This is a genomic window from Pseudomonas sp. Leaf129, from assembly GCF_001423465.1.
In the GTDB taxonomy this organism is placed as follows: Bacteria; Pseudomonadota; Gammaproteobacteria; order Pseudomonadales; family Pseudomonadaceae; genus Aquipseudomonas; species Aquipseudomonas coleopterorum.
Window position 1 is genome coordinate 1,308,389 of sequence record NZ_LMOC01000001.1, and the last position, 13,940, is coordinate 1,322,328.

Genomic DNA, 13,940 nt, shown 5'->3' on the forward strand with positions numbered 1-13,940 from the left:
CGGCCTCACCGCGGTGCCCCTGACCCACCGCAACCACCGCCGACGCGAGCGCCGCGTTCCCCTGTAGCAGCGGCGCAAGCCGCGTCCGGCCTCACCGCTTCAGGTCCTGAAACCACACCGAACCCCGCTACGATGGCTAGGTCTAATTGATGCCGGCCAGCGTCCATCACCCGTGCAAATTTGCAGGCATTACCTGCATTAATCTGCATTGAAAGCCGCAAACTTGCCTGTCACGATCACCTGGTCCGCTTATTTATCTCAGGAAATCAATAACAAGCAGGGATTCAGCGATGACAACTCAGGTCTTTCCACCTCCCCAGCGGTCTTCCCTGGGACTCGATGACCAGGTACTCGGCGAAGTCCGTAACCACATCGGCCACTTGACCCTCAACCGCCCCGCCGGTCTGAATGCACTCACCCTCGACATGATCCGTGCCCTACGCGGCTATCTCGACGCGTGGGCGCTGGACCCGCACATCCATGCCGTGGTGCTGCGCGGCGCTGGCGACCGCGGCTTCTGCGCCGGCGGCGACATCCGCAACCTCTACCTCAGCTACCGCAGCCAGGAAATCCTGCACGAAACCTTCTTCGACGAAGAATACGCCCTGGACCAGTGCCTGCATCAGTATCGCAAGCCCGTGCTGGCCCTGCTCGACGGCTATACCCTGGGCGGTGGCATGGGCCTGGCTCAAGCGGCCGAACTGCGCGTCGTCACCGAGCGCAGCAAGCTGGGCATGCCTGAAGTCGCCATCGGCTATTTCCCCGATGTCGGCGCCAGCTATTTTCTGAGCCGCATCCCCGGTGAAATCGGCACCTACCTGGGCGTCACCGGGGTCCAGATCGAAGCCGCCGATGCACTCTATTGCGGTCTGGCGGACTGGTACCTTGAAAGCGACCGTTTGACCCTGCTCGATGAACGTCTGGACAGACTGCAATGGGGCGACAATCCTCTCAAGGACCTGCAGGGCGTCCTCGCCCGTCTCGGCGTGCAAAGCCTGCCTGACGCCCCGCTGCACCGGCTGCGGCCGGCCATCGATCACTTCTTCAGTCAGGACGACTTGACCAGCCTGGTCGAGCAACTGGAAAACGTGAACGTCGCCGACAGTCAGCAGTGGGCGCAGAACACCGCGCGGCTGATGCGTACCCGCTCGCCATTGGCGATGGCGGTGACCCTCGAACTGCTGCGCCGCGGTCGCCATCTCAGCCTGGACGAATGCTTCGCCCTGGAGCTGCACCTCAACCGCCAGTGGTTCGAACAGGGCGACCTGATCGAAGGCGTCCGTGCTCTACTGATCGACAAAGACAAGAACCCGCGTTGGAACCCACCGACGCTAGACCGGCTCACGCCTGCGCGCATCGAGCCCTTCTTCCAAGGCCTCTGAGGCCGGAGTCTGCCATGCAAGACCTGGAACTGAGCGAAGAACAGATCATGATCCGTGACATGGCGCGCGACTTCGCCCGCGCCGAAGTTGCCCCCCATTCCCGTGCCTGGGAACAGGCCGGCTGGATCGATGACGCCCTGGTGGCGCAGATGGGCGCCCTCGGGCTGCTGGGCATGGTAGTGCCCGAGCAATGGGGCGGCAGCTACACCGACTACGTCGCCTACGCCCTGGCGGTGGAAGAAATCTCCGCCGCCGATGGCGCGCTGGGGGCGTTGATGAGCGTGCACAACTCCGTGGGCTGCGGCCCCTTGCTCAACTATGGCAGCCCGGCCCAGCAGGACACCTGGCTGGCGGCGCTGGCCAGCGGAGAGGCCATCGGCTGCTTCTGCCTGACCGAACCTCAGGCGGGCTCCGAGGCGAACAACCTGCGCACCCGCGCCGTGCTCGATGGCGAGCATTGGGTCATCGACGGTGCCAAACAGTTCGTCACCAACGGTCGTCGGGCCAAGCTCGCTATCGTCTTCGCAGTCACCGACCCGGAACTGGGCAAGAAGGGCCTGTCCGCCTTTCTGGTGCCCACCGACACGCCGGGGTTCACCGTCGACCGCAGCGAGCACAAGCTCGGTATCCGCGCCTCCGACACCTGCGCCATCACCTTGAGCCAGTGTCGCATCCCTGCCGACAACCTGCTTGGCGAGCGCGGCAAGGGCCTGAACATCGCCCTGTCCAACCTGGAAGGCGGCCGTATCGGCATCGCCGCCCAGGCACTGGGCATCGCCCGCGCGGCGTTCGAAGCGGCATTGGGCTACGCCCGCGAGCGCGTGCAGTTCGGCAAGCCGATCATCGAGCACCAAAGCGTGGCCAACCTCCTGGCCGACATGCAGGTGCAGGTCAACGCCGCGCGACTGCTGGTGCTGCATGCTGCGCGCCTGCGCAGTGCAGGCCTGCCCTGCCTGTCCGAAGCCTCCCAGGCGAAGCTCTTCGCCTCGGAAATGGCCGAGCGAGTGTGCTCCAGCGCCGTGCAGATACACGGTGGCTATGGCTATCTGGAAGATTATCCGGTGGAGAAGTATTACCGCGATGCGCGCATTACTCAGATCTACGAAGGCTCCAGCGAAATACAGCGCATGCTGATCGCCCGCGAGCTGCGCAACTATCTACTGTAACTGCGCTGTAATCACCGCATAGCGACAGGGCTGGCTATGGACCAGCCCCGTTTCGATCAATTCCCCTTGAACTGCGGCTCACGCTTGGCGATGAACGCCGCCATCCCCTCTTTCTGATCTTCGCTGGCGAAGGCGGCGTGGAACACCCGACGCTCGAAACGAATCCCTTCTGCCAAGCTCACCTCGAACGCACGATTGACGCTTTCCTTGACCATCATCGCGATCGGCAACGATTTCGCTGCAATCTGTGCGGCAACCTCCATGGCTTCATCCAACAACCGGTCGGCGGCCACGATGCGGGCCACCAGCCCTGCGCGTTCGGCTTCTTCGGCGCCCATCAGGCGCCCGGTCAGGCACAGCTCCATGGCCTTGGCCTTGCCCACCGCATGGGTCAGGCGCTGCGTCCCGCCCATGCCCGGCAGCACGCCCAGCTTGATCTCCGGCTGGCCAAACTTGGCGTTGTCGGCGGCCAGGATGAAGTCGCACATCAACGCCAGTTCGCACCCACCGCCCAAGGCGAAACCGGCCACGGCGGCGATGATCGGCTTGCGTCGGTTGGCGACCCGGTCGCTCTCGTGAAACAGATCGTCGAGGTAGATCTGCGGATAGCGCAGTTCGGCCATTTCCTTGATGTCCGCGCCGGCAGCGAACGCCTTGGCCGAGCCGGTGAGAACGATGCAGCCGATCTCACGATCGCCTTCAAGAGCATCCAGAGCCTGATTCAGCTCGTCGATCAACTGAGCGTTGAGAGCGTTCAGCGCCTGTGGGCGGTTGAGCGTGATCAAACCCACGCGACCGCGGGTTTCCAAGAGGATGGTTTCAAAAGCCATGGCCTATCTCCAGGTGGAGGCATTGTCTGCCTCGATGGTTATTGTTGTAGCGATCCATGGACGGCTCCCCGGCCATGATCGTGCGTCGTGTTTGTAGCATTCTGAAACCTGATGCGGGACATTTCTCGTCGCAGCCGGGCACCACCGGGCCATGTCGGCCTCCAATAGGTGCTACGGTGCTGGCCGGCAACACCCTGCAACCGTACGTCCATCCTGCGCCACCGTCCATTCCAGGAGGTCTCCATGCTTCGCCTGTCTCTGCTGGCGCTCGCCAGTGTCTTCGCCCAGCCGCTGCTGGCCGCCGAATCCTCGCCCGCCTACGGTCCCGAACTGCAGGGCTTCGACTATCCGTACACGCTGCAACATTACGCCTTCGAGTCCCAAGGCAAAAGCCTGCAGATGGGCTACCTGGACGTTGCCGCCAATGGCAAGGCCAACGGCCGCACCGTGGTGCTGATGCATGGCAAGAACTTCTGCGCCGCCACTTGGGAAAGCTCGATCAAGGCGCTCAGCGATGCCGGCTACCGAGTGGTCGCACCGGACCAGATCGGCTTCTGCACCTCCAGCAAGCCGGAACACTACCAATACAGTTTCCAGCAGCTGGCCAACAACACCCATGACCTGCTGACCCGCATCGGGGTCAAGGAAGCGGTGATCATGGGCCACTCCACCGGCGGCATGCTGGCGACCCGCTACGCCTTGATGTTTCCCGAGGACACCGAGCGCCTGGCCATGGTCAACCCGATCGGCCTGGAAGACTGGAAAGCCCTGGGCGTGCCCTATCGCAGTGTCGACCAGTGGTTCGAGCGCGAGTCCAAGGTCACCGCCGAGGGCATCCGCAACTACGAGCGCACCACCTACTATGGCGGTCGCTGGAAGCCGGAATACGAACGCTGGGTGGACATGCTCGCCGGCCTGAACAAAGGCCCGGGACATACCTTGGTGGCATGGAACTCGGCGCTGATCTACGACATGATCTTCACCCAGCCGGTGATTTATGAGTTCAAGGACCTGAAGGTGCCGACCCTGCTGCTGATCGGCGACGCCGACACCACGGCCATCGGCAGCGATATCGCACCGCCCGAGGTCAAGGCACGGCTGGGCAAGTACGCCGTGCTGGGCAAGCAGGCCAGCCAGATGATCCCCCACAGCACTCTGGTGGAGTTCGCAGGCCTGGGCCATGCACCGCAAATGGAAGAACCGGCACGCTTCCACAAGGCCCTGCTCGACTGGCTGGACGCTCCCCAGAAACCGCTCTGACAAGAGGCAATGCCCATGCGAATAGCCGTCATCGACGATTGGCAATCGGTGGCTGAAAACGTGGTCGACTGGACCCCGCTGCAGGCTGTCGGCCAGCTCGACTTCATCCACGATTACCCAGCCGACGGCCGCGCGCTGGCCGAGCGTCTGGCGGCCTATACCGTCATCTGCGTGATGCGTGAACGCACCTGTTTCGACGCAGCCCTGCTCCAGCAGCTGCCGCAGCTCAAACTGCTGGTGACCGGCGGCATGCGCAACGCCGCCATCGACCTGCAGGCCGCGGCCCGACTGGGCATTCAGGTCGCCGGTACCGACAGCTACAAGCATGCCGCGCCGGAACTGACCTGGACCCTGCTGATGGCCTTGACCCGTGACCTGCTCGGCGAAGCCCATTCGCTGCGCAGCGGTGGCTGGCAAATCGGCCTGGGTGGCGATCTGCATGGCAGCACCCTGGGCTTGCTGGGCCTGGGTAGCATCGGTGCAAAAGTAGCGCGCTTCGGCCAGGCGTTCGGCATGCGCGTGATCGCCTGGAGCCAGAATCTTACGCCGCAACGCGCCGCCGAAGTGGGCGTGGAGTACGTCGACAAACAGCAGTTGTTCGAACAGGCCGACGTGCTCAGCGTGCATCTGGTGCTCAGCGAGCGCAGCCGTGGGCTGGTCGATGCACAGGTGTTGGCGTGGATGAAGCCGGGGGCGCGGCTGGTGAACACTTCACGCGGCCCGATCATCGACGAGACCGCGCTGATCCAAGCCCTGCGCGGGGGCCGCCTCGCTGGCGCGGCACTGGATGTGTTCGACGAAGAGCCGCTGCCGCAAGACCATCCGTTCCGCACGCTGCCCAACGTGCTGGCGACGCCACACATCGGCTACGTCACCGGCAACAACTACCGGCTGTTCTTCACTCAGATGATCGAAGACATACTGGCCTGGCATGCCGGCCAGCCCGTGCGCCTGCTGGCCGGCCAATAACCGCGTTCAGTCGATCAATGCCGCCGCGCGCAGTGCAGCAGTCGCCTGCTGCCAGCGCGGATGCTGACGGTATTCGACATTGGCGCAGGCCTGGCCGCGCATGGCGGCGATGCGTGGCGAAGGCTGCACGCCCATGCGCTGGGCAGCGCTCAAGGCCAGTTCGGCCGCAGCGCGGTCGTTGCACACCAGGCCCATATCGCAGCCCGCGCTCAGGGCCGCCTCGATCCGACTGGCAGCGTCACCCACGACGTGAGCGCCGGCCATCGACAGGTCATCGCTGAAAATCACCCCTTCGAAACCCAGTTCGCCGCGCAGAATGTCCTGCAGCCAGCGACGCGAGAAGCCTGCCGGGTTGCCGTCGACCTGCGGGTAGATGACGTGGGCCGGCATGACCGCCGCCAGCTGGCCGGCCAACCGCGCGAAGGGCACCAGATCGCACGCGCGAATCTGCTCCAGAGAACGCTCGTCGGTGGGAATCGCCACGTGGGAGTCGGCTTCGGCCCAGCCATGGCCGGGAAAATGCTTGCCGCACGCTGCCATGCCCGCGGCATTCATGCCTCGGATGAACGCCCCGGCGAGCGCTGTCGCGCGCCCTGGATCGCCCTCGAAGGCACGCGTACCGACCACGGCGCTGTGGCCATGATCGAGGTCCAGCACCGGCGCGAAACTCAGGTCCAGGCCCACAGCCAACACTTCCGCGGCCATCAACCAACCACAATGCTCGGCCAGACCGATCGCATCGGCATGACGCGCCAGCTCGCGCATGGCCGGTAGCCGCACGAAGCCCTGACGCAAACGTTGCACACGCCCACCCTCCTGATCCACAGCCAGGATCAGCTCCGGCCGTACGGCGCGGATGGCCGCGGTCAGCTCGCGCACCTGGCGTGGATGCTCGATGTTGCGCGCGAAGATGATCAGTCCGGCGACTTCGGGTTGGCGCAACAACTGCCGGTCCTCGGCGGTGAGCCAGGTACCGGCGACGTCGACCATCAGGGAGCCTTGCAGACGAGCGCTCATGAGGTTTCCTTGTAGAGGGGAACGGGGGTTGGCCGCACAGGCCTCAGGCCTTGGCGGCGACCGGAGTGCTCTTGCTGCGCGGGCGCAACTGAGCCGCAGCCATGGTCGGGTCGGTCACCGCACTCTGCGCGCGCATGCCCGCCGCGAGGAATGGCACCATCAGACGCATGACCTGCTCGATCGAGGTGTCCACGCCAAAGTCGGTTTCGGCGATGGCACGCAGCGCCTTGATCCCGGACATGCTGAACGCGGCGGCGCCGAGCATGAAATGCACGCGCCAGAACAGCTCGATGGGAGGAATGCGCGGCGCCGCTTCGTTGACCAGGAGCATGTAGCGGCGGAACACCTTGCCGTACATGTCTTCGAGGTAACGACGCAGGTGACCCTGACTCTGGCTGAAGGCCAGGCCCAGCAGGCGCATGAAGATGGAAAGGTCGTTGCCACTGCGCGGTTGCACCACCAGGGCCTGCTCGACGAGAATCTCGAGGAGCTCCTCGAGGCTGGCCTTGGGCGTGGCACTGGCCTGACGCCGCTCCAGCTCGCGGTCGAGGCTGGCACAGAAAGGCCCCAGGAATCGCGAGAACACCGCCTGGATAAGCGCCTTCTTAGAGCCGAAATGGTAGTTCACCGCCGCCAGATTGACCCCGGCCTTGCTGGTGATCAGGCGCAGCGAGGTTTCCGCGAAGCCTTTTTCCGCAAAAAGCTGTTCCGCGGCATCGAGGATGCGTTCAACGGTTTCCGACTGGGCCATGGCAACTCCGCCTGACAAACACTTGTTTGAAACATACGTTTCAAAGCGCCCGACTGTCAAGTCCGGGCGGGCTGTTTGTGGCCATGCGGTCACGTATTAAAACATACAAATTCATCGCCTTAGCGCAGCATGCGAACATCCACCGACCTTCGCTCCAGAAAACGATGTTGCCAAGCGCAATCCACTGTATATAATCCCAGTCACTGTACAAAAAGACAGAGCCATCCAAATGTTGAAATTGACGCCACGCCAAGCTGAAATTCTCGCCTTCATCAAGCGCTGCCTTGACGACAATGGCTTCCCGCCTACCCGTGCAGAAATCGCCCAGGAACTGGGCTTCAAATCCCCCAACGCCGCTGAAGAACACCTCAAGGCCCTGGCGCGCAAAGGCGCGATCGAAATGACACCGGGCGCCTCACGCGGCATTCGTATTCCCGGCTCCGAGGCGCGCAACGACGATTCCAGTCTTCCAGTGGTCGGCCGCGTTGCAGCGGGCGCGCCCATTCTGGCGCAGGAACACATCGAGGAGTCCTGCAAGATCAATCCGGGCTTCTTCCATCCACGCGCCGACTATCTGCTGCGGGTACAGGGCATGAGCATGCGCGATGTCGGCATCCTCGACGGCGACCTGCTCGCCGTGCACACCTGCCGTGAAGTGCGCAATGGCCAGATCGTCGTGGCCCGTATCGGCGATGAAGTGACGGTCAAGCGGTTCCAGCGCGAGGGCAACAAGGTTTTCCTGGTTGCGGAAAACCCCGACTTCGCACCCATTGAAGTCAACCTCAAGGATCAAGATCTGGTCATTGAAGGTCTGAGCGTCGGCGTCATTCGTCGATAAGGAGGCGTCATGCAGTTTCCCCTTTCATCCCAACAAGCACAGATGTCGCTGTTCGAAGCTTTCATGTCTGCACCGGTGGCGCCGCGATTCAAGGAGGCCGTCGAGTCGCCCTGGACCGTTGCCGAGCCGGATGTATTCAGCGAGATGTCGCTGCGCGGTGCTGCGGGGAACTGCCTGAACCTGCTGGCCCCCATGCTGCGCGAACTGAGCGAGGAGCAGGACGCGCGCTGGATGACCTTGATCGCGCCACCGGCGAGCCTGACCCAGGCCTGGCTGCGCGATGCCGGGCTCAATCGCGAACGGATCCTGCTGTTGCAGCCACGGGGCACGCAGAGCGCACAGCAACTGGCGTGCGAAGCGCTGCGTCTGGGTCGTAGTCATACTGTGGTGAGCTGGCTCAATCCGCTGCCGGCCGTGGCCAGGCAACAATTGATCACGGCCGCACGCCAAGGCGGCGCGCAGAGCTTGAACATTCGATTGGGATAGCCAAGAAACACACTGGGTACTGTCCGCCCAGGCAAGCGCGAGGCGCTCGCTGAGCGGCAGCATCAGTGCAGGACGCGCGGCCCGTCGTCCTTGTCGATTTCACCTTCCACCAGCTTGCCGGCCATCTGTACGCCGACACTGAGCATGGCCTTGGCCACTTCCACGTGCTGGCCCTGCAGAAATGCCTTGGCATCTTCGGAAAAATTCAGCGTCACCAGCGAACCTTCGTCCTCGGCACGACGCAACTCGATGCGGCCGTCAGGCAGCTCGACAATCTCAAGAAAGGACGTAGGCATAAGGACATGTTCTCCACGAAAGGCGAGCATTGTAGCAGCGCCACGCTGAATCAGCACTCACTCAACCCTTCTCTGAAGCGAACGGTCAAGCCCTTGAGCTGCTGACGCCAGCTTTCAAGCACCTCGCGACTCAGCTCCGGCTCTTCCACCTCGTCCAGATTGACCGCCTGTATCAACGGCTGCGTCACATCTCCCTTGGGCTTCTTGGGCGCCCTTGGCGGTACGAACAGCGCACCATGGGCGGCAAGCAACTGCGCCAGCCAGGTATGCGGATGCTGGGCCAGCTCCACCAGTTCACCGAGTTCGGGAATCGATGCGCCATCCAGCGCCTGCGGCGTCAGCAGGGTTTCGGCGCGCGCCGTGCCGGCCTGTGGCAGGCGGTAGTAACCGGCGATCTCATGGCACAGCCCAAGCAAAGCGCCGTAGAGGTGGAACAGCGCCGACTCGCGCTGCGCCTGCAACTGCGCCTGGGCGTTGATCGCCTGGCCTTGCTCGGCCTTGCCCATGGCTTCCAGCGCCAGCCCGGCGAAATAGATTTTCTGGTTGGTACGGGTGTAGAGCTCATAGGCCATGGTGGCGGTCTCCGCAATGAACACTGATCGCCTACAGTGTCGGGAACCCGCAGAGCCAGTGCAAGCCACAAATGAAAAAGGCCGCACGGTCCTGGCGGACGGTGCGGCCTGTGTGCAACCAGCGACTCAGCGCTTGTCTTCGACCTTCCAGGTCTTGCCGTCGTAGAAAGCCTTCCAACCAGTCGGCTTGCCCTCGACCTCGCTCTGCACGTACTGCTCCTTGGTCTTGCGGCTGTAGCGGATCACGGTCGGGCGTCCGTCCGGGTCCTTGATCGGCGCATCGAACAGGAAGCTGTACTTGGGATCGATCTCGTCCTTGTGCGGAATGATCTCCAGTACCAGCGGCGCGCGGGTCTCACGGTTCTTGGGGAACTGGCTGGCGGCCAGGAACAGACCCGAAGCGCCGTCGCGCAGCACGTAGGTGTCATTGACCTTTTCGCACTTGAGCTCGGGCATCTTCACCGCGTCCATTTTCGGCGGCGCCGCTTCGCCGCTCTTGAGCAGCTTGCGGGTGTTCTTGCATTCGGGATTGGTGCAACCGAAGAACTTGCCGAAACGGCCTGTCTTGAGTTGCATCTCGCTGCCGCACTTGTCGCATTCCAGGCTTGGACCTTCGTAGCCCTTGATGCGGTAGTTGCCCTCTTCGATCTCGTAGCCTGGGCAGTCGGGGTTGTTGCCGCAGATGTGCAACTTGCGCTTCTCATCGACCAGATAGGCATCCATGGCAGTCGCACAGATCGGGCAGCGATGCTTGCCGCGCAGGATCTGCGACTCGGACTCGCCCTCGTCGTCGGCCGCGATCTCATCGCCCGGAATCAGGTTGATGGTCGACTTGCAGCGTTCCTTGGGCGGCAACGCGTAGCCCGAGCAGCCCAGGAACACCCCGGTGGAAGCGGTGCGGATCATCATCGGGCGGCCGCACTCGCGGCAGGCGATGTTGGTCAGGGTCGGCAGGTTGGCCCGCATGCCGCTGTCGGCGGCGCCCGCGACGTCGAGCTTGCCCTTGAAGTCGCCGTAGAACTCGTCGAGCACGTTCTTCCAGTCGCGCTCGCCGTGAGCCACGTCATCGAGATTCTCTTCCATGCCGGCGGTGAAGCCGTAGTCCATCAGGTTGGAGAAGCTCTCGGACAGGCGCTCGGTGACGATGTCACCCATCTTTTCCGAGTAGAAGCGACGGTTGTGCAGCGCCACGTAGCCGCGGTCCTGGATGGTGGAGATGATCGCCGCGTAGGTCGAAGGTCGACCGATGCCGCGTTTTTCCATCTCTTTCACCAGGCTGGCTTCGGAATAGCGCGCAGGCGGCTTGGTGAAGTGCTGGGTCGGGTCAAGGTGCAACAGCTTGAGCTGTTCGCCCTGGTTCATGTCCGGCAGCACATCGTCGTCGCCCGGCTTGCTGATCTGCGGCAGCACACGGGTGTAACCGTCGAACTTGAGAATGCGGCCCTTGGCGCGCAGCTCGAAATCGCCGGCCGCCACGGTAACCGTGGTGGACAGGTACTGGGCAGGCGGCATCTGGCAGGCCAGGAACTGACGCCAGATCAACTCGTACAGGCGCTCGGCGTCACGCTCCATGCCGGCCAGCTTGCTGGGATGGGTGTTCACATCCGAGGGGCGAATGGCTTCGTGCGCCTCCTGGGCGCCTTCCTTGCTGCCGTAGACCACCGGCGCTTCAGGCAGGTACTTCTTGCCGAATTCGCTTTCGATGTAGGCACGCGCCATTTGCACGGCGTCCACCGACAGGTTGGTGGAGTCGGTACGCATGTAGGTGATGTAGCCGGCCTCGTACAAGCGCTGCGCCATCATCATGGTCTTCTTCACGCCGTAGCCCAGGCGGTTGCTTGCGGCCTGCTGCAAGGTCGAGGTGATGAAGGGCGCCGAAGGCTTGCTGCTGGTCGGCTTGTCCTCGCGCTTGACGATGCTGTAGCTGGCGTCCTTGAGCTTGGCCAGCGCGGCCATGGCCTGCGCTTCGTTCAAGGGCTTGAAGGCCTCGCCGTTCTCGCGGGCCACTTCGAAACGCACCTTGGCGGCCTTGGCCGACGCCAGGTCGGCGTGCACTTCCCAGTACTCTTCGGGGTTGAACGCACGGATCTCGCGTTCACGCTCGACCACCAGCTTCACCGCCACCGACTGCACACGGCCTGCCGACAGCCCACGGGCGATCTTCTGCCACAGTAGGGGCGAGACCATGTAGCCGACGACGCGATCGAGGAAACGTCGCGCCTGCTGCGCATTGACGCGGTCGATGTCCAGCTCGCCAGGACGCGAGAACGCCTCCTGGATGGCTTTCTTGGTGATCTCGTTGAACACCACGCGCTTGTAGCGGCTGTCGTCACCACCGATGGCTTCGCGCAGGTGCCAGGCGATGGCTTCCCCCTCGCGGTCCAAGTCCGTCGCCAGATAGATGGTGTCGGCATCCTTGGCCAACCGGCGCAGCTCTTCGATGACCTTTTCCTTGCCGGGAAGGATCTCGTACTTGGCCTTCCAGCCCTGGTCCGGATCCACGCCCATGCGCGCCACCAATTGCTTGCGGGCCTTTTCCTTGGGCGAAAGCGCCGGTGCGTCGCTGGCGGCAGCCTTGCCGCGCTTGGCGGCCGGCTCCTTGCTGGCGCTCGCCGAACCGCTGGTGGGCAAGTCTCGGATATGGCCGATACTCGACTTCACCACGTACTGGTCACCCAGGTACTTGTTGATGGTCTTGGCCTTAGCCGGGGATTCCACAATGACCAGCGATTTGCCCATGGATCGGAAAATTCCTGAATTCTTGAAATGAAAGGCATGCGGCGCCTTGCGAGGCCCCGCTATATATAGTGGTGAGAACCTGAGGTCAAGCGCCGGGGTTCAAGCGGTCGGCGCCTGCGGAACTGAAAACAGGCTGGGTTCGGCTTCGATCAAAGCAAAGCGCGGGACGCTCTCGCCGTCAACCTCGACCGACTCCAGAAACATGCTCAGCGGTCGAACCCAGAGGCCGTATTCGCCGTAGAGTGCCTGATAGAACACGACTTCCTGCTCGCCCTCGGAACTGCGCGCGACGCCGTAGACACGATACTCGGGGCCTTTGTAGTGACGATAGAGCCCTGGCTGTAACTGCATGGTGCGCCTCGCTTGAAATACGTGTTGAAAAACTTTTTGGGTAAACCGGAAAAAAGCAAAACCGGGACACTGGGCCCCGGTTCGCTCGACTCCACGCGCCTGGACTAGACGCGTTCGAAAACCGTGGTGATGCCCTGCCCCAGGCCTACGCACATGGTAGACAGACCGAACGTACCACCGTTCTGCTTCATTACGTTGAGCAGCGTGCCGGAAATTCGAGCACCTGAACAACCGAAAGGATGCCCCAGGGCGATGGCGCCGCCATGCAGGTTAACCTTCTCGTTCATCTTGTCGAGCACTTTCAGATCCTTGAGCACGGGCAAGGCCTGTGCCGCGAAGGCTTCGTTGAGCTCGATGAAGTCGATGTCGGCAATGCCCAGACCTGCGCGCTTGAGCGCTTTCTGGGTCGCCGGCACCGGTCCGTAACCCATGATCGCAGGGTCGACGCCGGCAACGGCCATCGAACGGATCACCGCCAATGGCGCGATGCCCAGATCCTGGGCACGCTGCGCCGACATCACGATCATGCATGAAGCGCCGTCGGTGATCTGCGACGAGGTACCGGCCGTAACCGTGCCGCCTTTGGGGTTGAACGCAGGCTTGAGCGCGGCGAGGCTTTCCAGGGTGGTGTCGGGACGAATGGTTTCATCGTAGTCGAACACCTTGATGAAGCCGTTTTCGTCACAGCCCTGCATCGGGATGATCTCATCCTTGAACTTGCCCTGCACCGTGGCCTGGTGCGCCAACTGGTGCGAGCGCACACCGAAGGCGTCCTGTTGTTCACGGGTGATGCCGTGCATTTTCCCGAGCATCTCGGCGGTAAGGCCCATCATGCCCGATGCCTTGGCGGCGTACAGCGACATGTGCGGGTTCGGATCGACGCCGTGCATCATGCCGACGTGGCCCATGTGCTCGACGCCACCGACCACGAACACGTCGCCGTTGCCGGTCATGATGGCCTGGGCCGCGGTGTGCAGCGCGCTCATCGAGGAGCCGCACAGACGGCTGACGGTCTGGCCGGCGGCGGTGTGCGGGATCTGCGTCATCAGCGAGGCCATGCGCGCGATGTTCCAGCCCTGCTCCAGGGTCTGGTTGACGCAGCCCCAGATCACGTCCTCGACTTCGGCCGGGTCGACCTTGGCATTGCGTTCCAGCAGCTTGCTGATCAGGTGCGCCGACATGTCCTCGGCGCGGGTGTTGCGGTGCATGCCGCCCTTGGAACGGCCCATCGGGGTGCGACCGAAGTCGACGATCACCACGTCTCTAGGATTCAAGCTCATAAG

Annotated in this window: 14 protein-coding genes; 6 read left to right on the forward strand and 8 right to left on the reverse strand. The window is 63.1% G+C overall.

Annotated elements, in window-relative coordinates:
* Nucleotides 1–290 precede the first annotated feature (290 nt).
* Nucleotides 291–1,382: an enoyl-CoA hydratase/isomerase family protein gene (locus ASF66_RS05665; RefSeq protein ID WP_056843070.1), complete on the forward strand. Its 1,092-nt coding sequence runs from the start codon at nucleotides 291–293 to the stop codon at nucleotides 1,380–1,382.
* 14 nt (nucleotides 1,383–1,396) lie between these two features.
* Entirely contained in the window at nucleotides 1,397–2,548 is a 1,152-nt protein-coding gene (locus ASF66_RS05670; RefSeq protein ID WP_056843071.1) for an acyl-CoA dehydrogenase family protein, read from the forward strand.
* 56 nt (nucleotides 2,549–2,604) lie between these two features.
* On the opposite strand, the gene ASF66_RS05675 is transcribed toward ASF66_RS05670, so the two are convergent.
* Nucleotides 2,605–3,378: an enoyl-CoA hydratase gene (locus tag ASF66_RS05675; RefSeq protein ID WP_056843072.1), complete on the reverse strand. Its 774-nt coding sequence runs from the start codon at nucleotides 3,376–3,378 to the stop codon at nucleotides 2,605–2,607.
* 243 nt (nucleotides 3,379–3,621) lie between these two features.
* On the opposite strand from ASF66_RS05675, the gene ASF66_RS05680 reads away from it, so the two are divergent.
* Complete coding sequence (locus ASF66_RS05680) at nucleotides 3,622–4,638, forward strand: alpha/beta fold hydrolase (protein ID WP_056843073.1); 1,017 nt, start codon at nucleotides 3,622–3,624, stop codon at nucleotides 4,636–4,638.
* Nucleotides 4,639–4,647: 9 nt separating this feature from the next.
* Nucleotides 4,648–5,607, forward strand: a complete 960-nt coding sequence (locus ASF66_RS05685; RefSeq protein WP_056843074.1) for a D-2-hydroxyacid dehydrogenase family protein — start codon at nucleotides 4,648–4,650, stop codon at nucleotides 5,605–5,607.
* 6 nt (nucleotides 5,608–5,613) lie between these two features.
* On the opposite strand, the gene nagZ is transcribed toward ASF66_RS05685, so the two are convergent.
* The gene (gene nagZ / locus ASF66_RS05690; RefSeq protein ID WP_056843075.1) at nucleotides 5,614–6,624 is read right to left on the reverse strand and encodes a beta-N-acetylhexosaminidase; all 1,011 of its coding nucleotides are present in this window, start codon (nucleotides 6,622–6,624) and stop codon (nucleotides 5,614–5,616) included.
* Between the two features lie 43 nt (nucleotides 6,625–6,667).
* Nucleotides 6,668–7,375, reverse strand: a complete 708-nt coding sequence (locus tag ASF66_RS05695; protein WP_056843076.1) for a TetR/AcrR family transcriptional regulator — start codon at nucleotides 7,373–7,375, stop codon at nucleotides 6,668–6,670.
* 229 nt (nucleotides 7,376–7,604) lie between these two features.
* On the opposite strand from ASF66_RS05695, the gene lexA reads away from it, so the two are divergent.
* Both lexA and sulA read left to right on the forward strand, forming a co-directional pair.
* Nucleotides 7,605–8,213, forward strand: a complete 609-nt coding sequence (lexA, locus tag ASF66_RS05700) for a transcriptional repressor LexA (protein WP_049859132.1) — start codon at nucleotides 7,605–7,607, stop codon at nucleotides 8,211–8,213.
* A gap of 9 nt (nucleotides 8,214–8,222) precedes the next feature.
* Complete coding sequence (sulA, locus tag ASF66_RS05705; protein WP_049859131.1) at nucleotides 8,223–8,699, forward strand: SOS-induced cell division inhibitor SulA; 477 nt, start codon at nucleotides 8,223–8,225, stop codon at nucleotides 8,697–8,699.
* A 62-nt stretch (nucleotides 8,700–8,761) separates the two neighbouring features.
* Here sulA and ASF66_RS05710 read toward each other — a convergent pair whose 3' ends face one another.
* The 5 genes from ASF66_RS05710 to fadA all read right to left on the reverse strand — a co-directional run bounded on the left by ASF66_RS05710 (nucleotide 8,762) and on the right by fadA (nucleotide 13,937).
* Nucleotides 8,762–8,995, reverse strand: coding sequence for a hypothetical protein (locus ASF66_RS05710; protein ID WP_049859130.1), 234 nt, complete (start codon nucleotides 8,993–8,995; stop codon nucleotides 8,762–8,764).
* A gap of 50 nt (nucleotides 8,996–9,045) precedes the next feature.
* Entirely contained in the window at nucleotides 9,046–9,567 is a 522-nt protein-coding gene (locus ASF66_RS05715) for a DUF6586 family protein (protein ID WP_056843452.1), read from the reverse strand.
* 126 nt (nucleotides 9,568–9,693) lie between these two features.
* Nucleotides 9,694–12,306, reverse strand: a complete 2,613-nt coding sequence (gene topA / locus ASF66_RS05720) for a type I DNA topoisomerase (protein ID WP_056843077.1) — start codon at nucleotides 12,304–12,306, stop codon at nucleotides 9,694–9,696.
* Nucleotides 12,307–12,405: 99 nt separating this feature from the next.
* On the reverse strand, nucleotides 12,406–12,657 hold the full coding sequence (locus ASF66_RS05725) for a DUF1653 domain-containing protein (RefSeq protein WP_056843078.1): 252 nt from the start codon (nucleotides 12,655–12,657) through the stop codon (nucleotides 12,406–12,408).
* A gap of 104 nt (nucleotides 12,658–12,761) precedes the next feature.
* Nucleotides 12,762–13,937, reverse strand: a complete 1,176-nt coding sequence (gene fadA, locus ASF66_RS05730; RefSeq protein ID WP_056843079.1) for an acetyl-CoA C-acyltransferase FadA — start codon at nucleotides 13,935–13,937, stop codon at nucleotides 12,762–12,764.
* Between the last annotated feature and the right edge of the window lie 3 nt (nucleotides 13,938–13,940).

Coding starts and splice junctions, on each gene's coding strand:
- ASF66_RS05725 (WP_056843078.1), bottom strand. CDS start 12,657: ATGCAGTTACAGCCAGGGCTCTATCGTCACTACAAAGGCCCCGAGTAT.
- ASF66_RS05715 (WP_056843452.1), bottom strand. CDS start 9,567: ATGGCCTATGAGCTCTACACCCGTACCAACCAGAAAATCTATTTCGCC.
- ASF66_RS05710 (WP_049859130.1), bottom strand. CDS start 8,995: ATGCCTACGTCCTTTCTTGAGATTGTCGAGCTGCCTGACGGCCGCATC.
- sulA (WP_049859131.1), top strand. CDS start 8,223: ATGCAGTTTCCCCTTTCATCCCAACAAGCACAGATGTCGCTGTTCGAA.
- ASF66_RS05685 (WP_056843074.1), top strand. CDS start 4,648: ATGCCCATGCGAATAGCCGTCATCGACGATTGGCAATCGGTGGCTGAA.
- topA (WP_056843077.1), bottom strand. CDS start 12,306: ATGGGCAAATCGCTGGTCATTGTGGAATCCCCGGCTAAGGCCAAGACC.
- ASF66_RS05665 (WP_056843070.1), top strand. CDS start 291: ATGACAACTCAGGTCTTTCCACCTCCCCAGCGGTCTTCCCTGGGACTC.
- fadA (WP_056843079.1), bottom strand. CDS start 13,937: ATGAGCTTGAATCCTAGAGACGTGGTGATCGTCGACTTCGGTCGCACC.
- ASF66_RS05670 (WP_056843071.1), top strand. CDS start 1,397: ATGCAAGACCTGGAACTGAGCGAAGAACAGATCATGATCCGTGACATG.
- lexA (WP_049859132.1), top strand. CDS start 7,605: ATGTTGAAATTGACGCCACGCCAAGCTGAAATTCTCGCCTTCATCAAG.
- nagZ (WP_056843075.1), bottom strand. CDS start 6,624: ATGAGCGCTCGTCTGCAAGGCTCCCTGATGGTCGACGTCGCCGGTACC.
- ASF66_RS05680 (WP_056843073.1), top strand. CDS start 3,622: ATGCTTCGCCTGTCTCTGCTGGCGCTCGCCAGTGTCTTCGCCCAGCCG.
- ASF66_RS05695 (WP_056843076.1), bottom strand. CDS start 7,375: ATGGCCCAGTCGGAAACCGTTGAACGCATCCTCGATGCCGCGGAACAG.
- ASF66_RS05675 (WP_056843072.1), bottom strand. CDS start 3,378: ATGGCTTTTGAAACCATCCTCTTGGAAACCCGCGGTCGCGTGGGTTTG.